The organism is Prevotella melaninogenica, from assembly GCF_018128065.1.
GTDB lineage: Bacteria > Bacteroidota > Bacteroidia > Bacteroidales > Bacteroidaceae > Prevotella.
Genome location: NZ_CP072360.1, coordinates 712350 through 731222, shown reverse-complemented (window position 1 = coordinate 731222; position 18873 = coordinate 712350). Strand labels below are relative to the sequence as shown.

The following is an 18873-nucleotide window of genomic DNA, read 5'->3' as shown; positions in this document are numbered from 1 at the left end:
ACAGTAGCAAACTCGGTAATCATAATTATGAATTGTGAATTATGAATTATGAATTATGAATTGTACGAAGTGAATTATGAATTACAAAAGACACATGAATATCCTTCTCTTAGGCGAATATAGCAACGTACATAACACGCTGGCACGAGGCTTGCGTGAACTTGGACATACGGTAACAGTGGTGTCGAATGGGGATTTTTGGAAGAATTACCCACGTGATATTGATGTTTCCAGACGGTCGGGAAAGCTGGGTGGCATGCTTTTAATGGCTAAGATTTATACCCTACTGCCCCGTTTGCGAGGCTATGACATTGTACAATTCATCAATCCAATGTTCTTTGAATTGAAGGCGGAACGGCTCTTTCCACTCTTTCATTATCTGAAAAAGCATAATAAAAAGGTTGTTCTCTGTGGTTTCGGAATGGATTACTATTGGGTAAACACCTGCTCAACGACGATGCCACTGCGTTACAGCGACTTCAATATCGGTAAGGAACTGCGCCAAAATAAGGAGGCGATAGTCGAGAGAAAGGATTGGATTGATACGGAAAAAGGTCGTCTGAACCGACTGATGGCGGGGCAATGCGATGCTATCGTGACAGGACTCTACGAGTATTGGTGCTGTTATGAGCCGTATTTCCCTAAGAAAACAACCTTCATCCCCTTCCCTATCATTGTTGGTGAGCCGCCTATCATACCCGATGAAACACCCGAGAAGCTGAATCTTTTTATTGGAATCAGTAAGAGTCGATCGGTATATAAAGGGACTGATATCATGCTGAGAGCCGCAGAAACAGTGAAAAAACAATACCTCGACCGTCTCAACCTCACTGTTGTTAATGGTCTACCCTTTGACGAATACGTGCGAACGATGCTCGGTTCGGATGCTATCATGGACCAACTCTACAGCTATACGCCCTCGATGAATCCCCTTGAAGCGATGGCGCATGGTATTATCTGTATCGGTGGTGGTGAACCAGAGAACTATGAAATTATCAACGAGTCCACACTCCAACCCATCATCAACGTCCTCCCGACTTACGAAAGCTGTGTTGCAGAGCTTACCCGCCTCGTCAATAACCTTTCTCTCATTCCTCAACTGCGCCGCGAAAGCTATGAATATGTACGCAAGCATCATGAGTATATCAAGGTTGCCCACCAGTATGAGGAACTTTATCGGGGGCTATTAAGCAAGAAGAATGATTAGCCCTATTGGACTAATTGGGTTAATAAGGCTAATAACAATTGGGATAATTGGTGCTATTAGGCTAATAATTCCAATAAAAAAGTGAAGCCTAAAGCTTCACTTTTTTCTTTTTACCATGACTCTCGTTACTCATTCGGTCAAGAGCAGTAACGACATAGACGTATTTTGTACTGCCGTCTTTATAATTAAGACGTAGCTTATTGCCGTAAGGCATCCCCACAATCTTTGATGGATCATCGAGATTGATTGGCTCACCAGCATAGAAACGATAAACGATATAACGATAAGGAGCATCCTTCCAACCTTCTCCCTTAGGAGCCTTCCATGTCAGATAATAATAACCATCACTATCCTGCTTTGCCTTCACCCTCTTTGGCTTTGATGGCGCATCATCGTCAATGAATGGCATCAAAGGCTGCAAAGCTGGATAACGCCAGTAGTTTGTGCGAAGGAGTGTACCATAGTTGCCAGGATTATCAACCACCGATTTAGCATACCACAACACCGTACCGCTCACGTTCTGACACTGCTGATGCAGACGACGTTTCGCTAGAAGCTGATTTGAGTTAGGGTTCTGTGGGTCAGCATACTTCACCGTGCGAAGTACATCCTCACCAATATACAACGGACGATTGCCAGCATAACAATTCCACCAGCCGATGAGTTCCTTATAATCAGCTGCACGATTGCCAATCTCCCAATAGATCTGTGGCACACAATAGTCTATCCAACCATTGTTAACCCACTTCAACACGTCAGCATAGAGGTCGTCATAGTTCTGCAAACCATTTGTACGACTACCATGTTGCGGATCGCTCTTCTGATTGCGATAGATACCGAAAGGAGAAACACCAAACTTCACCCAAGGCTTACGACGACGAATAGACTCGCCCAACTGCTTGATAAAGAGGTCTACATTATTACGTCTCCAATCGTTGATATTGGTAAATCCACGTCTGTCACGTTGAAAGTAAGCTTGGTCAGGGATGGTCTGTCCTGCAGCAGGATAAGGATAGAAATAATCGTCAATATGCAATCCATCAATGTCATATCGGCTTACAATATCATCCACCACCGCACAGATGTAGTTGCAATTCTCTGGCAATGCAGGGTTGAGGATGTAAAGCCCATCGTATAAGAAGATACGAGAAGGATTTGTTACCGCAATGTGGTTCGTAGCCAACTGTGTGGTATTCTTTGTCTTAGCACGATAAGGGTTAATCCACGCATGGAGTTCCATACCACGGTTATGGCACTCGGTAATCATCCACTGCAATGGATCCCAGTAAGGTGAAGGAGGTGTACCCTGTCGACCCGTGAGGAACTTACTCCACGGCTCATACTTACTTGGATAAAGAGCATCACACTCGGCACGCACCTGAAAGATGATAGCATTCACACCATCTTTCTGCAACTCGTCCAATTGATAACGCAACGTACGCTGCATCTCCTGTGTTCCGATCCCTTGGAACTGTCCGTTCACACACTGAATCCACGCACCACGAAACTCTCGTTTTCTTGCTGGGACTTGTCCATACACGGCATTACCCGCCCCAATGAAAAGCACTGCGGCAATTAATAATCTCAATAGAGAATGAAGTTGTCTCATTATTATAATTTAGTTATATGCAAAACAAACATAGCAGCACACCCAGCACAACTGGTCCCTCCTCCTTACCCCTCCCCCAAAGGGAGGGGAGTGGAATGCGTGATACCCCTATCAGTTTGGAAAGTATTATACACAATACTCCTATCAATTAAAGAAGGTTTTATGCAGATATCCCTAACAATTAGGAAAGTTTTTATGTGTGATACCGCTCCTCTCTCAGTAAGAGAAAACCTTTCTGTGATTCCCAAGCAAACCGTTTCCAGCACTCCCTCTCTCTCGGAGAGGGGGTTGGGGGGTGAGGTTTTACCTCCTCCTCCCTGCCATCTTCCTAAACATTTGACGGTGGAAGCGGCGTTCAGCCTCTAAGACCCGTAGCAGTTTGGTGGCAGAGATCGTCTTTAACATTTCCTTATGATAACGCTGTTCTATCTGCTTTAATTGTATCTCGTAGGCATCAGTCCGCTCAATCATGTTAAGCGCCTCACGTTCTGACGACGGTTTGGCACTATGGATGGCACGCAGTCTATCGAAATAACCACGCTGCTTACTCCTCATCTCGTCATAGATAGGGAAAAATCGTGCTGCCTCTTGCGCATTCAAGCCAGCCTCTTGCACCATAAAACGGTGTGCCTCTACCTTTAACTTATTAAAGTCAACCCTCCCCTGTGCGTGCAAAAAAAGTGCACTGAAGCAAACACAGAGCAATAAGATTATTCTTTTGTTCTTCATTCCTTCTCCTACATTATTATTATTCACTCGCCAACGAAGCATACATATCGCCCTCATCAATCATAAAATAATCTGCTGCACGGTCGAAATCATCGCCTGATGAAGTCGACTGACTCCTGCTATGCTCCGCTACACCATTGCGCACATCGACATCTTTCCCCTTCGAAGCATCAAAGTTATGAAAGGTAAGAAAGGCTATCAGCACGATACCAATCGTCATCACCGCAGCCACCAACGGACGCAGATAACGCAGCGAGGCGTGATGCGGATTCATCGTTACAATCTTTTCGTTCTGCTCCTCTGCTGGTATCTGAGCCATCACACGGGAAGACAGTTCAGAGAAGTAATTCTCTGGAACTGTGAAAGGACGCTGAGTGCCATATTCCTTCTGTAAATGATTCATTGATTCCATAAAGTTTTTTCTTTGATATAACTTAGACCGCAGAAAGGTTGAATGGTTTAATTATCAATGTGAAATATTATTCATACCGCTTCACGTAGTCAGTAATCTTCTGAACGGCAATGTGATAAGAGGCTTTGAGCGCTCCTTCACTGGTCCCTAACACCTCGCTCATCTCCGAATACTTCATCTCATCATAATAACGAAGGGTAAACACCGTGCGCTGCACATCGGGCAAGCTCGCAATGGCTTCCTGCAACAACGCCTGACTCTTGTCACCATCGAAGTAGTCATCCGCCATCAACCGATTTGCCACTGAGAGGTCGGCATCGGCACTGGACAGCGTTGCCATCTTTTGATGACGAAGGAAGTCGAGAGACTCGTTGATAGCAATACGATAGAGCCAAGTGGATAGTTTCGCTTTCCCTTGAAAGGTCGGAAGACTCTTCCATGCCTTGAGGAACGTGTTTTGCAACACGTCATCGGCATCATCATGAGTAAGAACAATACTACGAATTTTCCAATACAACGACGGGCTGTATTGGTCAACGATCATGGGGAAAACCTTCTGTCTTCCTTTTGGACTCGCCAACTGGCGAATCACTTCAGCTTCATCAAGGGGAGTCACTACTCTTTAGAAAAGGCTTGACATATCAAGAGCAGAAAGCTCCTTAACGAATAGAAACCTTGCGAACCACATTACCCACCTTGACAATATAACATCCCTTCGGTAAGTTAAGTGTATAGTGCCTATCGCTACCATCAACCTTCACGCTCATCACACGCACACCTGTCACATTATACACTGCCAACTGTTCGTCTTCAGCACCTACAACATGCAATGTGTTACCCACAACTGAAATTGAAATCGTCTGCATATCAATGTCAATCAAATCAATTGCTACACGTGCCTGCACTGGAGTGGTGAAGCCTACTGATAGCAGTAATGTGAAAAGGAAAGGAGTAAATATATTTTTTATCATAGACTATACTTTTATGTTAGCTACAAAGATAACAAATTTAAGAACACAACTACTTATTTTATTGCCTGACACTATTAAGATTTAATATAAATTAATAGTTTAGTTAACAAGTCAACAGGTGGACAAGTTGCATATAAGATGACACAAAGTGATATAAGAACAAGTGTATTATTTATCAAACGACTATAATCGTATTTCAAGCATTTGCCATTCTTTACGTGAGTTATACTATTACAAATTAGTCAATACACTTTTATCTATTCATGGGTTTATATGATGCTTAGGTGTTGATTTTTACTTCTATTTTTCCTAATAAAGAAAAAAAATATTAACTTTGTCAACCACATAAATTTATCATGATATACTTTATTAAGCGGTTTATAGTTTGGTTGAGACGTGTGCGCTACTCCAGAGGATTTGGCGTACAGTCGCCTTGGGCATATCGTTTTATTCGTTATGTGGTGAATGAGCATTATCCTTATTATAAGTATGAGCAACTTGATGATCAGGTGTATGGAATTGATAAGAAAACTCGTAAGCTGTGTAAACTTTATTTCCGATTAGCTAATTATCAGCAACCCCACACATTTGTGGATTGTCACCCGAAGTCTTCATGTAATAAGATTTATGTAGATGCTGGTTGCCAGAAGACCCTATATAATAAGGTAACAAAAGAGAGTACAGAAGAAGAACTACTTCAATTATTTAGCAATGTCGGTGAGCATAGTATTGTACGTGTACCGCTCATTGAGAATTATCGCTCACTCGTTGATAAGGCATTAGCACATCTTTCTTCATCGTGTGTCTTAATCATAGAAAACATTAAACGTAATAAGGAAACAGAAACCTATTGGTCAGAACTTGTTTCAGATTCACGCACAGGGGTCAGCTTTGATTTATACTATTGTGGAATAGTATTCCTCAATAAAGAGATGGTGAAGCAATCTTACGTGGTGAATTTCTGAAAACAGAAGATTTTAATTTCCTAAATGTAATGCTATTATGAAGATATATACGAAAGCTGGTGACAATGGTATGACCTCCTTATGTGATGGAAGTCGCTTATCAAAAGACGACATGCGTATAGAAGCATACGGAACGTTAGATGAGTTGAATGCAAATATAGGTTTATTGCTTTCAATGTTACAAGCAGACTCCTCTAAAAATATCGTACCTCCTGTTGCTAAAGCTACAAATCTCTTAATTGAAATTCAAGAAAATTTATTTGTCATTGGTGGCGAACTTGCGCGTGCTGGGATAAAAGCAGAAGACCTTATTAATACTCAGAGCTTAACCAGAAAGATAGAAGCTAATATTGATGACTTATCTGCTCAACTTCCATTACAACACCATTTTATTTTGCCAGGTGGTATTCTTTCTGCGGCGCAAAGCCATGTTTGTCGTACGATTTGTCGTCGTGCAGAACGTCGTGTAGTTACATTATCCCATGTGACAACTCTTTCTCCTGAAACTTTAGTTTTTGTCAACAGACTATCAGATTATTTCTTCATTTTGTCACGTTATTTGAATTATGATAGTGGTACGGGTGAAAAAACATGGAAAATACTTGCAGATAAGAAATAAATATTACTTTTGCACGCACTAAGAAACATGTAAAAAAATAAGAATATGTATTGGACACTTGAATTGGCCTCTAAGCTGGAAGATGCTCCATGGCCTGCAACAAAAGATGAGCTGATTGATTATGCAATGCGATCAGGTGCACCACTTGAGGTTCTTGAGAATCTTCAGGAGATTGAAGATGAAGGGGATGTCTATGATAGTATCGAGGATATCTGGCCTGACTATCCTTCAAAGGACGATTTCTTGTGGAATGAAGACGAATATTAAATAGAGAAGAGGTTGTATCAGGCTGGTACAATCTCTTTTTTGTTTTCAGTAGTGTGCAGCTAAAGTCTAAGTTACTGTTCATACAATATTCATTTATCGTATATAATGTGTAATTGGGTCTTTAATCTCTCCGAATACAAACCCAGATAGAGATAAAACATGAGATTGTTTGATTAGAAATTTTATTACAAAAGAGATGTCTTTATCGTCAGTTTTTCGTTGAAAAAACACTATTTTTGAACCTTTTGCAACTATCTTATAATCAAGAGATTACAAAACTGAATTGCAAGAGGTGCTTACTTGGACTTCAAAAGGGCGTTAGTAAGACCTCAAAAGGGCATCTTTTGCAAGCCAATTAAGCCTTAGTTCAAGCACTATTAAGCATCAATAAAAAATCGACTTGTGAATTTTATTTACAAACATCAGGTGTGTGTGTGTTATATCCTATATATAGAATGTAGAAAGGCATAAGTATGTATACTCTCTCATCAGAGGGTTTCCTTTATACATATTTACATCCTCTTTAATATTTATATGTTAGAAAGCAATAATCCGTTCTTCTGTGCGTTATAGAATCGTGTTTAAACGTTTAATACTCATATCTTCACTTGTTTGTCTGATAGGAAGTTCTGTCAAGGCACAGTATGATCCGTCTTATAGTCACTACTGGGCGATGGAGCCATCGTTTAATCCAGCCACAGTAGGAAAAGACAATAAGCTGAATGTTGTGGGTGCTTACGCCCTCGACTTTGCAGGCTACGAACACAACCCGAATACTTTCTACGTAGGAGCAGATATGCCTGTCTATTTCATGAAGCAATATCATGGAGTAGGAGTTTCTATTCTAAATGATAAGTTAGGAGCCTTTGTTCATCAGCGTGTTGCAGGACAATATGCTTTCCGTAAGGATCTTTGGGGCGGAATGATATCTGCTGGTGTTCAGGTGGGTATGCTTTTTGAAAAATTAGATGGTTCTAAGTTAGATCCAGAGGAGGGGAGCGACCCTGCTTTAGCACAGGGAGAAGTTAATGGACACGGACTTGATTTAGGAACAGGTATCTATTATACACATAAGAATTGGTATGTTGGAGCATCTGTTCAGCATCTCAATGCGCCCTTAGTAGAGTTAGGTGAAACCAATGAGTTACAGATAAAACGTACATATTATTTAACAGGTGGATACAATATTAAATTGCGAAATCCGTTTCTTACTATACCGACTTCTGTTCTGGCACGTTATGATGGTGTGAACTATCGAACTGATATTACAGCTCGATTGGTCTATACTCACGAGAAGAAAGTACTTTATGGAGGTGTCTCCTATAGCCCAACAAATTCTGTTACAGCCTATGTTGGTGGAACTTTCCACGGAATCAATGTGGGCTATAGCTATGAGATGTACACTGGTACGGCGGCTTTCAAGAATGGTAGTCATGGGCTGTTTGTCAGCTATCAAACCGATATTAACCTGCAGAAGAAAGGCAGGAACAAACATAAAAGCGTAAGATTTCTATAGAAAGATATAATGAAAATGAAGAAAAGTATAGTTGCCATTTGTCTTGGTGCACTCGTCTTGGGAACATTGACAGGCTGTTTCGCTGGTAAGTCAACCGCTTCGTCAGGTCGTGGCGGTGAGGTTACTGGCGTTGGTGGAGGTCGAACCTTCCGCGAACCAGCCCCTTACGGCATGACACTTGTCAAGCGTGGCTGGTTGAGAATGGGTTTGGAAAAGCAGGACTCCTTATGGGGTAAGAAAACTCCAGTAAAGGACATCTCTGTTGATGGATTCTGGATGGATGAAACGGAGGTGACCAATTCGGAGTACAAGCAGTTCGTTGAGTGGGTTCGCGATTCAATTATTCGTACCCGATTGGCTGACCCTGCATACGGTGGTGATGAAAGCTATATGATTACAGAGGACAAGAATGGTGATCCTATTACACCTCGTTTGGATTGGAATAAGCGACTTCCTCGTAAGCCTAATGAGGATGAACAGCGTGCTTTCGAGAGCCTTTATGTGACCAATCCTGTTACGGGTGAGAAGAGTATTGATGGTAGACAGTTGAATTATCGTTATGAGATTTACGATTATACCTCTGCTGCTCTTCGTCGCAATCGTTTGAATCCACAGGAGCGTAACTTGAATACTGATATCACAGTGGATCCTAATGAGGTGGTGATGATATCAAAAGACACTGCTTATGTCGATGAAAACGGCGTTATTCATAACGAGACTATCAATCGTCCGTTGACAGGTCCTTGGGACTTCCTCAATACTTACATCGTTAATATCTATCCTGATACGACTTGTTGGGTGAATGATTTTCGTAATTCAGACAACGAGATTTATCTCCGTAATTACTTTAGTAATCCAACTTATAATAACTACCCTGTAGTAGGTGTTACATGGGAGCAAGCTAATGCTTTCTGTGCTTGGCGTACAGAGTATTTGCTCAAAGGCTTGGGTAGAGAGGCACGCTACGTACAGCGTTATCGCCTCCCGACTGAGGCAGAGTGGGAGTATGCTGCTCGTGGAAAGAATCAGGATGAGTTCCCTTGGGACAATCAAAACGTGAAGAATGGTAACGGATGTTTCTTTGCAAACTTTAAGCCAGACCGTGGAAACTATACCAAAGACGGTAATTTGATTACGAGTAAGGTGGGTATCTATGGCACAAACTCTAATGGTTTGTACGATATGGCAGGTAATGTTGCCGAGTGGACAAGTACCATTTATACGGAGGCTGGAGTTGATGCGATGAATGACCTCAATCCTCAATTGGACTATAAAGCAGCCAAAGAAGACCCATATCGCTTGAAGAAGAAGAGTGTTCGTGGTGGTAGCTGGAAGGATCCAGAGAGCTATATCCGCAGTGCTTGGCGTACTTGGGAGTATCAGAACCAACCACGTAGCTACATCGGTTTCCGTTGTGTTCGTAGTCTTGCAAGTTCTTCAAGTGAGGCAGCTAAAGAGAATAAGAAAAGCAGTAAGAAAAAGAGAAGATAAATGACACAGTACAGTAAATACAATCTTATATACCATCTGCAGAAGTGGATGGATAGTGTTCCTGGACAGACGTTCCTGAACTATGGTTATAGTTGGGGTGCTTCGGTGGTTATTCTTGGAGCTTTGTTTAAGTTGACCCACTTGCCGGGAGCTAATATTATGCTTTACTTTGGTATGGGTACTGAGGTTATCGTGTTCTTCCTCTCTGCGTTCGACCGTCCGTTTGACAAGACAGACGATGGTCGTGAACTCCCAACACATGTTACAGAGGAGTATCTTGAGGGTAAGGAGGAAGTTGTAGAGCGCCCTGTTGCTGCGCCACAGCCACAGTATGCTGCAGCGGAGAGTATCGCACAGAGCGTTCAGCAGGCAATGCCTTCAGCTAATGATATCGCTGCAGCCGTTGTTGGTCAGCAGAGTAAGGCTATCGCTGATGCGCAACAGCAAACGCCAGAGATGGTTGAGGCGCAGACAAACTACGTATCAGCATTGCAGAATCTAACGGAGATGCTGGGTAAGGTGAATGACCAGAGTCAGCGATTGACACGTGATAGCGAAGAGATGGAGAACCTTAATCGTACCCTCACTGGTATTGCTAAGGTTTACGAAATGCAGCTTAAGAGTGCCAGCCAGCAGATTGGTACCATTGACCAGATTAATGACCAGACTCGTAAGATGGCGCAACAAATTGAGCAACTCAATAGTATCTACGCTCGAATGATTGAGGCAATGACTGTTAATATGCGTGTGGCAGCACCGGGTGCAGCTCCTCAGCAGTCTGCTCCTGAAAGCTTGTAATGATGAAATAAGGTTGGGAAGAAGTCTGTTATCAGCATCTTCCCACTACAAATAATAGAATTAATGGCTATTAAGAAGAGAAAGATTTCCCCTCGCCAGAAGATGATTAATCTTATGTATATCGTCCTCATGGCAATGTTGGCATTGAATATCTCCACAGAGGTACTCAATGGCTTCTCTGTTGTTGAAGAGAGCTTGAACCGTACAACGGGAAATTCATCCAAGGAAAATGAAGCTATCTTTGGCGAACTCGACCAAATGATGCGCAAGAACCCACAGAAGGTAAAACAGTGGTTTGTGATGGCATCAACGGTCAGAGAGATGAGTGATTCTCTCTATAACTATGCACAATCGCTGAAAGTTGCCATCGTTCGTGAGGCTGATGGTGAGAAAGGTGACCCTTTAAATATCGAAGGAAAGGATAATATTGAGGCTGCCAGCTATATTATGTTGAACCCAGCTAATGGGCAGGGACATAAGCTTTATGAGGCTATCAATAACTATCGAGCACGTATTTTACAGTTTGTTACAGACCCTCGACAGAAGAAACTTATCGAGAGTAATCTTTCTACAACGGTACCTAAGCATTCTATGGGTAAGAACTGGGAAGAGTATATGTTTGAGAATATGCCTGTTGCAGCAGCGGTAACACTTCTCTCGAAGTTGCAGAGCGACGTTCGCTATGCAGAAGGTGAGGTCTTGCATACCTTGGTAGCTAATGTAGGCTTGAAAGACATACGTGTCAACAAGCTACAAGCATTCGTCGTGCCAAGTCAGACACGCCTTTATCCAGGTGAGACAATGACTGCCCAGATGTTTATGGGTGCTGTTGACTCTACACAGCAGCCACAAGTCTTTGTTAATGGACAACTTATTAAGGGCAATCAGATAACTGTTAAGGCGGGTGCTCCGGGTAAACATAACTTGAGTGGATATATTCTTATTAAAGACTTGTCGGGTAATGTTTTGCGTAGAAACTTCTCACAAGACTATTGGGTAACGGGCGGTCCTCAACCAAAAGAGTATATCAATCCTCAAGGAATGCAGAAAGTTCCACCATTCGATGGAATGGCTACAATTGCTGCAGACTTGATGAATGTACTCTATGCAGGCTTTGACAACCCAATCACCATTAGTATTCCTAATACTTCTCAGAGTGATGTGCAGGCTACAATGTCTGGTGGTTCACTCGTATCAAGGGGTGGCGGTCATTTCATTGCACGTCCATCGGCAGTTGGTCAGCCTGTGACTATCTCTGTATCTGCGAAGGGTCGTAAGATAGGAGAGTATAAGTTCCGTGTGAGAAAATTGCCGGATCCATCGCCATATATCGCTATGGGTGCTGATAGATTTAAGAGTGGAACGCTTTCAAAGGCTGCTCTTATGTCGGCTCCGGGTATTCAGGCTGCTATTGATGACGGCTTACTTGATATTCCTTTCAACGTGACCAGCTTCCGTGTTGTCTTCTTTGACAATATGGGTAACGCCGTTCCGTTGGCAAGTAATGGTGCTTCGTTCTCTCCACAACAGAAGGAACAGTTCCGACAGTTGAGTCGTAACAAGCGATTCTACATCACTAACGTTGTCGTTCATGGACCTGATGGTACTACTCGAACGCTCAATGGAAGAAATATGGAGGTTATTGTGAGGTAGTAGTAGACGAGTTGACAAGTTTACGGGTTGACAAGTTGATAGATAGTCTTGATACTATATCTACTTATAAAACACTATATCACAGCATCTCTTTTAGTAAAGAACAAACAAAAGAATAATGAAAAAGATATTTCTCATAGTCTGCACAGCCTGCTTGGCACTTACTGTAAGTGCACAGCCTGCTGCACGTCGTAACCAGCAACAGCGTCAGTCGCCTGCTAATACGATTTCTACACGTGCGCAGATATCCTTCCCAACAACTGCCCCGATGGGGGAAGATGTTGTTTGGCGACGTGACATCTATCGTGAACTGAAACTTACTGACGATGCGAACGCAGGGTTGTACTACCCTACTGAGCCAGTAGGTTCACAGATGAATCTCTTTACCTACATCTTCAAGTTGATGATGAGTGGACCTAATCGTGGTGGTGTTGCAGCCTACAACTATCGTATGGATGGAAATGAGATCTTCACGGATTCTGCACGAGTAAAGCCGTTACAGTTCCTTGATAACTATCACATCTTCTACGAGCGCACTGATCATGGTATTCGTCTTGATAACAGTGACATCCCTTCCGGAGAGGTTAAAGGCTACTATCTCAAAGAGAGTGCTTATTATGATCAGGGAACAGCAACCTTTCATCGTAAGGTTGTAGCCCTCTGTCCGATAATGTATCGTGAAGACGACTTTGGAGATGGCGAAGTGAAATACCCTCTTTTCTGGGTTCGTTACGATGATTTGGCTCCTTTCCTTGCGAAGCAAACCATTATGACAAGTAATCTGAATAATGCTGCAACGATGAGTGTTGATGATTATTTCACAATGAACCTCTATAAAGGAAAGATTTACAAGACAACCAATATGTTGGGTAAAACCCTCGCACAATACTGTCCTAACGACTCAGCAATGGCTGCTGAACAGAAGAAGATAGAACGTGAGTTGATTGCATTTGAGAAGACAATCTATGGCGACCCAGCTCGTCAAGATAGCCTTGATAGTATCTCTGCGGCTAAAAAGGCTGAGAAAGCACCAAAGAAGATAGGACGTACTCGTCGTACAAGTCCATCATCAGGCAGCGTTAGTCGCTCACGTCGTTCATCTAATAGTGGAAGTGCTGGAGTATCTCCAGCACGTGTTACGGTTCGCCGCGAACGTCATTAATATTCTTTTAAGGTTGGTTCTGTAGGTTCCTCAACGTAATCTTCCTTTAATGAATTGTAGAGAAAATTTCATTAAAGGAAATTTATAGAACCAACCTTAATTAATTCTAATAGGGCAATAATAAGTCATACAGATACGATTGATGTATAGAGACGCTCGAATAGTATTTCTATTTTGAGTCAACTTTCGGACGTGTGAGACACCTGTGTTCATACTATCGGAAGAGTTTTTAGTTCTTTTATCATTAACACTTATGGTTATGAAGAAAATTATTTCATTGGCTTTATTAGCCCTATCATTTCTTGTCTCCGTTCCAGTCCATGCTGATGAACCACTGAAGTTTGGTGTAAAGGCGGGACTAAATGTGAGTGAGTTTAGTTTTACAAGTGATGTATTCGACAAGACTAACCAAGTAGGGTGGTTCTTTGGTCCAACAGTGAAATTCACTTTACCCGTTGTTGGATTAGGCATGGATGCTTCTGTTCTCTATGACATGCGTTCAGCCAAGCTTGAATATGCATCTGAGACACAGACTGTAAAGCAGCAGCAAATATCCATTCCTATAAATGCACGTTATTCTATCGGTTTAGGTAGTATGGCTAATATCTTTTTCTTTGGTGGTCCTCAGATTGCTTTTAATGTTGGTGAAAAGGAATATGACTGGAATATGAAGAGTACCTATGCACTGAAGAATAGTAACTTTAGTGTGAACCTTGGCTTTGGTGTGACAGCGTTTAAGCACCTGCAAGTAAGTGCTAACTACAATATTGCTTGTGGTAAGACAGGTGATGTGACATGGAAGACGACTACAGATACAGCAACTTCGGCTTTAAAGAAAAAAGACAGCCATAACAGCTCATGGCAGTTAGGCTTAGCTTATTTCTTCTAAAATGTATTATACTTAATATTAGAAAGAGGGTGTGTCAAAATGGACACATCCTCTTTTTACTCCCCCCTTTACCTTGTCTACCACATAATTCATTATTTACTTCAGCTATGCTGCTAATTTCATATAAAATGATTTGTTGGGACTTAAATAGCCTATATAAACTTGTATAAAGCACCTGACGGTGACTAAAAGTACCTCCATAATGGCTTTTAGTTCCTTGAGATTAGTTTTTCTGCACATTTTTCCTATATTAAAGGCAATGGCAAAGAAGGCAAAGTCCATATTGACCTTGTCTTTTCCAAAATGTCTAAATCTCTTGTAAGCTTTATTATATTTTGTTTGTCCAAAAACAGCTTCAGGTTCTATGCACCTTCGTCCTCGATGCTTGATACCTTCTTTAGAGGTCAGTAGTTCCCGTGCTTTTTGTTTATATTGCTGTAGTTGGTGGTTTACTTCTATAATTCTGTTTCCTCTTGCCTTGAAGCATAAACCTCTCAACGGACAGCCCTCACAGCGTTCTGCCTGATAACGTACGCTGTAAGTAACGAATCCATTAGAGGTTAGGGAACGCTTCATGCCTATACGCCTCATGTGCTGCCCCATTGGGCAGACGTAGAAATCCTGTTCCTTATTATAGTAAAGGCTTGCAGGACTGAAGGGGTTAGGTGTATAGCGTGGACGCTGTTCTTTATGGAAGTAGTTATACTTCACATAGGCTTCCATATTATGTACGTCCATGAACAGATAATTTTCCTCGGAGCCATATCCCGAATCGGCTACGACTGTCTTTGCATAGCGATGGTAGCGTGAGTTGAAGGACTCCAAGAAAGAGGGAAGTGTAAGCGTATCTGTACGGTTAGCATAGAGTGCAAAGTCGGTGATAAACTGGTTCTCAGTTGCTATCTGTAGATTATATCCTGGCTTAGTCTGTCCGTTGCGCATAGCATCCTCCTTCATGTGCATAAACGTGGCATCAGGGTCGGTCTTGCTATAAGAGTTTCTTTCTCCCATTATCTCAAGGTGTTGGTCATACTCTTGGAGTTTATTACGTTTCTTCTCAAGCTCCTTAAGCTGTTTTTTCTTGGTTCTAACAGCCTGCTTTTCTTCTTTTGTCTTAGGTTCAGGGATTGATTCCAAAGACTTGTTCAATTCTTCGGATATCTCATCAAGCAGAGCTGCAGTGAACTCAATACCTTCTTTCTTAGCGGCATTATCCTGCGCAATGACATCGTCAACCTGAAGCAAGAGTGTGCGTATTTGTTCCTGCAACTTGGTGCGGTTCTTTTCCACGGTTCTTTTCCAAACGAAGGTATACTTGTTGGCTTTCGATTCTATCTTTGTACCGTCAATATATTCAACGTCAAGGCTTATCAGACCTTTGTCTGCAAGTAATAATACGACTTGTGTGAAGATATTGTTGATTTCCTTTTTCACACGATTACGAAAACGATTGATGGTAATAAAGTCAGGCTGCTCATATCCTGCCAGATAGATGAAATGAATGTCACGCTTGAGAAGCGACTCTATACGACGGCAGGAATAGATATTATTCATATAGGCATAAAGAATCACCTTGAGCATCATTTGTGGATGATACGGCTTGCGACCACTGGGCTTATAAAGACTGTAGACTTTATCCAGCATAAGGTTATCAACCAAGGCGTCTAAAAGACGAACAGGGTCATCTTCTGCGATATCCTTATCGATTCTTTGAGGAAAAAGAATCATTTTCTTGTGTATGTAAGAACGAAAGTGTACTTTTGTCATAATGAGATTTTTTTATGCCTAAAGGTACAAAAACTTTAGGAAATAGCAAAGCCCTGGCTTGAGAAAGTCGGGGCTTTGTGCATAAAAAAGAGGATGTGTACATTTTGACACACCCTCTTTTTTATGTATTCAAACTTTCTATTAACTCTGTTTCTGATGTAGATTCGTATTATTGGCTCGTTCCTTCATTGCGTATTTCCATCTTTCTTTGTAACTTTGTATTCAAACCAATTATGATTCACAGTATAGCTTGCATTAACTGATAGATGACGAACTGTATATAATGACTTACGCAAATATAATCTTACCCCTTCCTCTTGAGGGCTATTTCACGTATGCTGTACCCGATGCTATGGCATCTCGGGTCACTGCTGGCGTACGTGTGTCTGTACCATTAGGGAAGAGTAAGAAATATGTAGGTGTCGTTGCGGATTATCCTGTAAATATTCCGAATCCATCGGGAAGTCTTACTGCTGATGGGAAGAAGATTACCTATAAGAATATTATAGATGTACTTGATGACGTACCCGTGCTTCTCCCACAACAATTAAAGCTCTGGCATTGGATTTCCGATTACTATATGTCGCCTATTGGTGATGTCTATAAAGCGGCACTACCATCAGGACTGAAAGAGGAGTATGGTTATCGTCCTCGGACAGAACTTTATATCCGTTTAGCTGATAGCTTTCGTCATGAACAGACGCTCTCGCTTATGATTGATTCCATGAAGCGTGCTACGAAACAAGTGGAAGTTCTGATGACTTATTTGCAATTGGCTGGTGTTGATGAAATCGAAGAAATTAAGCCCAAAACGGTGTTACGTGAAGTGACAAGGGAGGAGTTGATGAATGTGTCTCATGCTACAGTTGGAGTCATTCGCGCATTACAAGATAGGAAAATTTTAGTTACCTACGAGAAGGAAGTTGGTAGACTGAATCATAACATGCCACCCCATCCAGAGAATATAAAACCTCTAAATGAGGCGCAAACAGAAGCTTATAATCAGATTCTCCTGCAGATGATGGGGCATAAAGTGACATTGCTGCACGGAGTGACTTCTTCAGGAAAGACTGAAATCTATATTCACCTTATTCAGAAAGCGCTTAATGAACATAAGCAGGTGCTGTATCTCTTGCCAGAGATAGCGCTTACGGTGCAGATAACAGAGCGTTTGAAGGCTGTTTTTGGCAATCGTTTAGGGATTTATCACAGTAAATATAGTGATGCAGAGCGTGTGGAGATTTGGCAAAAGCAATTGCAAAATACGCCCTACGATGTTATTTTGGGTGCTCGAAGTGCTGTTTTTCTCCCATTCCAACGATTGGGTCTTGTCATTATTGACGAGGAACATGAGCAGAGCTTCAAGCAACAAGACCCTGCGCCACGATACCATGCACGATCAGTGGCGATAATGTTGGCGCAGATGTATCCTGACGCTAAGACGCTTTTGGGTACGGCGACGCCCTCAATGGAAAGCTATTACAATGCAAAGCAGGGTAAGTATGGACTTGTAGAGCTAACACGACGCTATAAAGATATTCAATTACCCCAAATAGAAATTGTAGATATAAAGGATCTTTATCGTCGGAAGATGATGACAGGACCTTTCTCTCCACGTCTTCTTGTTGCCGTTCGTGAAGCCTTGGGGCATGGTGAGCAGGTAATCTTATTTCAGAATCGACGTGGTTTTGCGCCAATGGTGGAGTGTAGACAATGTGGTTGGGTACCGAAGTGTCCTAACTGTGACGTGTCGTTGACGTATCACAAGAATATGAACTACCTCTCCTGTCACTATTGCGGCTATACGATAAAGGTTCCAGAGGTCTGTCCTTGTTGTGAAAGTGAGGATATCCGTGGTCGAGGATATGGAACAGAGAAGATTGAAGATGAAATCCGTTATATCTTTCCTGAGGCTCGTGTAGCTCGTATGGACCTTGATACAACACGTACACGCAATGCCTATGAGCGTTTGATTAACGACTTCTCAACGGGGAAGAGTAATCTTCTGATAGGTACACAGATGATTTCAAAGGGACTTGACTTTGATAGGGTCTCAGTCGTTGGAATCCTCAATGCAGACTCAATGTTGAACTATCCCGACTTCCGTGCCTACGAACAGTCGTTCATGATGATGAGTCAGGTGAGCGGTCGTGCAGGTAGAAAAGGACGGCAGGGACTGGTAATCTTACAAACGAAGAGTCCAGAATTACCCGTCATTCAGCAGGTAGTACGTAACGATTATAAGTCGTTCTATGCCGATTTGCTAATCGAAAGGCGTGATTTTCATTATCCTCCATTCTATCGCCTTGTCTATGTCTATCTGAAGCATAGGGATGAGGATACGGTGAACTCTGCAGGTTTAGAGTTGGGTAGTAGGCTCCGTGAAATCTTTGGTGACCGTGTGCTCGGTCCTGATAAACCAACAGTGGCACGTGTGAAGACACTGAATATCCGTAAAATTATGCTAAAGTTGGAGAATAGTATTGATTATCCACGTGTTCGCCAGTATCTTCGTGGTGCTTTGGAGGCTATGTTGAAGGACAAGAGATATGGTGCTCTTCAAGTTTATTATGATATTGATCCACTTTAGTAGTTAGTTACTGATCTCCTTTCTAAAGTTTTATTCTCCAAATTATTCTCATGAAGAAAAATATTTTTCATCGTGAAAATAAATATTTCTTTTCATGAAAATAATTCTTTTTGCTCATGGAAATAAATGAGTGGAGTTTGTTGTTAGGGTAGGATTGGAACTTGTGTTAGTCCTTTCTAAAACGTTGTTTGCCCGCTTTTAAAGCATGTTTTTCAAATAAGATAAGGT

16 protein-coding genes and 1 pseudogene are annotated in these 18873 nt (G+C 41.9%); 11 read left to right on the top strand and 6 right to left on the bottom strand.

From position 1 onward, the window contains the following. Positions 1-94 precede the first annotated feature (94 nt). Positions 95-1207 carry a glycosyl transferase gene (locus tag J5A56_RS08765; protein WP_036919839.1) on the top strand — a complete coding sequence of 371 codons (1113 nt, stop codon included), beginning with the start codon at positions 95-97 and terminating at the stop codon, positions 1205-1207. An 88-nt stretch (positions 1208-1295) separates the two neighbouring features. Here the strand turns inward: J5A56_RS08765 and J5A56_RS08760 are convergent, their stop codons facing one another. From J5A56_RS08760 to J5A56_RS08740, 5 genes are all read right to left on the bottom strand, one after another. After that, complete coding sequence (locus tag J5A56_RS08760; protein WP_021671857.1) at positions 1296-2816, bottom strand: glycoside hydrolase family 10 protein; 1521 nt, start codon at positions 2814-2816, stop codon at positions 1296-1298. Between the two features lie 303 nt (positions 2817-3119). Continuing rightward, positions 3120-3545, bottom strand: a complete 426-nt coding sequence (locus J5A56_RS08755; protein WP_036919856.1) for a hypothetical protein — start codon at positions 3543-3545, stop codon at positions 3120-3122. A 19-nt stretch (positions 3546-3564) separates the two neighbouring features. Then, complete coding sequence (locus J5A56_RS08750; protein ID WP_021671859.1) at positions 3565-3957, bottom strand: hypothetical protein; 393 nt, start codon at positions 3955-3957, stop codon at positions 3565-3567. A gap of 67 nt (positions 3958-4024) precedes the next feature. After that, positions 4025-4573 (bottom strand): RNA polymerase sigma factor, encoded by a 549-nt coding sequence (locus J5A56_RS08745; RefSeq protein ID WP_021671860.1) that lies wholly within the window; start codon positions 4571-4573, stop codon positions 4025-4027. 43 nt (positions 4574-4616) lie between these two features. Further along, entirely contained in the window at positions 4617-4928 is a 312-nt protein-coding gene (locus tag J5A56_RS08740; RefSeq protein WP_021671861.1) for a T9SS type A sorting domain-containing protein, read from the bottom strand. A 356-nt stretch (positions 4929-5284) separates the two neighbouring features. Here J5A56_RS08740 and J5A56_RS08735 point away from each other — a divergent pair, with 356 nt between their 5' ends. From J5A56_RS08735 to J5A56_RS08695, 9 genes and pseudogenes are all read left to right on the top strand, one after another. Next, positions 5285-5893 (top strand): hypothetical protein, encoded by a 609-nt coding sequence (locus J5A56_RS08735; RefSeq protein ID WP_021671862.1) that lies wholly within the window; start codon positions 5285-5287, stop codon positions 5891-5893. A gap of 37 nt (positions 5894-5930) precedes the next feature. Then, positions 5931-6505 (top strand): annotated as a pseudogene (locus J5A56_RS08730) (cob(I)yrinic acid a,c-diamide adenosyltransferase). 52 nt (positions 6506-6557) lie between these two features. Continuing rightward, positions 6558-6779 (top strand): DUF2795 domain-containing protein, encoded by a 222-nt coding sequence (locus J5A56_RS08725; protein ID WP_004337463.1) that lies wholly within the window; start codon positions 6558-6560, stop codon positions 6777-6779. A 577-nt stretch (positions 6780-7356) separates the two neighbouring features. Further along, positions 7357-8295, top strand: a complete 939-nt coding sequence (locus J5A56_RS08720; RefSeq protein ID WP_036919844.1) for a PorP/SprF family type IX secretion system membrane protein — start codon at positions 7357-7359, stop codon at positions 8293-8295. A gap of 9 nt (positions 8296-8304) precedes the next feature. Further along, complete coding sequence (locus J5A56_RS08715; protein ID WP_211815589.1) at positions 8305-9786, top strand: SUMF1/EgtB/PvdO family nonheme iron enzyme; 1482 nt, start codon at positions 8305-8307, stop codon at positions 9784-9786. After that, complete coding sequence (gene gldL, locus J5A56_RS08710) at positions 9787-10584, top strand: gliding motility protein GldL (protein ID WP_021671868.1); 798 nt, start codon at positions 9787-9789, stop codon at positions 10582-10584. A 63-nt stretch (positions 10585-10647) separates the two neighbouring features. After that, entirely contained in the window at positions 10648-12237 is a 1590-nt protein-coding gene (gene gldM / locus J5A56_RS08705; RefSeq protein WP_021671869.1) for a gliding motility protein GldM, read from the top strand. A gap of 118 nt (positions 12238-12355) precedes the next feature. Next, on the top strand, positions 12356-13399 hold the full coding sequence (gene gldN, locus J5A56_RS08700) for a gliding motility protein GldN (RefSeq protein WP_021671870.1): 1044 nt from the start codon (positions 12356-12358) through the stop codon (positions 13397-13399). A 259-nt stretch (positions 13400-13658) separates the two neighbouring features. Then, the gene (locus tag J5A56_RS08695) at positions 13659-14288 is read left to right on the top strand and encodes a porin family protein (protein ID WP_036919858.1); all 630 of its coding nucleotides are present in this window, start codon (positions 13659-13661) and stop codon (positions 14286-14288) included. Positions 14289-14393: 105 nt separating this feature from the next. On the opposite strand, the gene J5A56_RS08690 is transcribed toward J5A56_RS08695, so the two are convergent. Beyond that, positions 14394-16055, bottom strand: coding sequence for an IS1182 family transposase (locus J5A56_RS08690; RefSeq protein ID WP_021671872.1), 1662 nt, complete (start codon positions 16053-16055; stop codon positions 14394-14396). Positions 16056-16338: 283 nt separating this feature from the next. Here J5A56_RS08690 and priA point away from each other — a divergent pair, with 283 nt between their 5' ends. Beyond that, a complete protein-coding gene (gene priA, locus J5A56_RS08685; protein WP_021671339.1) occupies positions 16339-18645 on the top strand; it encodes a replication restart helicase PriA in 2307 nt (768 codons plus the stop codon). Positions 18646-18873 lie beyond the last annotated feature (228 nt).

Bases quoted from the DNA above. Each gene is read 5' to 3' on its own strand.
- J5A56_RS08735 (WP_021671862.1), top strand. From the start codon at position 5,285: ATGATATACTTTATTAAGCGGTTTATAGTTTGGTTGAGACGTGTGCGC.
- J5A56_RS08750 (WP_021671859.1), bottom strand. From the start codon at position 3,957: ATGGAATCAATGAATCATTTACAGAAGGAATATGGCACTCAGCGTCCT.
- J5A56_RS08690 (WP_021671872.1), bottom strand. From the start codon at position 16,055: ATGACAAAAGTACACTTTCGTTCTTACATACACAAGAAAATGATTCTT.
- gldM (WP_021671869.1), top strand. From the start codon at position 10,648: ATGGCTATTAAGAAGAGAAAGATTTCCCCTCGCCAGAAGATGATTAAT.
- priA (WP_021671339.1), top strand. From the start codon at position 16,339: ATGACTTACGCAAATATAATCTTACCCCTTCCTCTTGAGGGCTATTTC.
- J5A56_RS08695 (WP_036919858.1), top strand. From the start codon at position 13,659: ATGAAGAAAATTATTTCATTGGCTTTATTAGCCCTATCATTTCTTGTC.
- gldN (WP_021671870.1), top strand. From the start codon at position 12,356: ATGAAAAAGATATTTCTCATAGTCTGCACAGCCTGCTTGGCACTTACT.
- J5A56_RS08740 (WP_021671861.1), bottom strand. From the start codon at position 4,928: ATGATAAAAAATATATTTACTCCTTTCCTTTTCACATTACTGCTATCA.
- J5A56_RS08760 (WP_021671857.1), bottom strand. From the start codon at position 2,816: ATGAGACAACTTCATTCTCTATTGAGATTATTAATTGCCGCAGTGCTT.
- J5A56_RS08715 (WP_211815589.1), top strand. From the start codon at position 8,305: ATGAAAATGAAGAAAAGTATAGTTGCCATTTGTCTTGGTGCACTCGTC.
- gldL (WP_021671868.1), top strand. From the start codon at position 9,787: ATGACACAGTACAGTAAATACAATCTTATATACCATCTGCAGAAGTGG.
- J5A56_RS08755 (WP_036919856.1), bottom strand. From the start codon at position 3,545: ATGAAGAACAAAAGAATAATCTTATTGCTCTGTGTTTGCTTCAGTGCA.
- J5A56_RS08765 (WP_036919839.1), top strand. From the start codon at position 95: ATGAATATCCTTCTCTTAGGCGAATATAGCAACGTACATAACACGCTG.
- J5A56_RS08725 (WP_004337463.1), top strand. From the start codon at position 6,558: ATGTATTGGACACTTGAATTGGCCTCTAAGCTGGAAGATGCTCCATGG.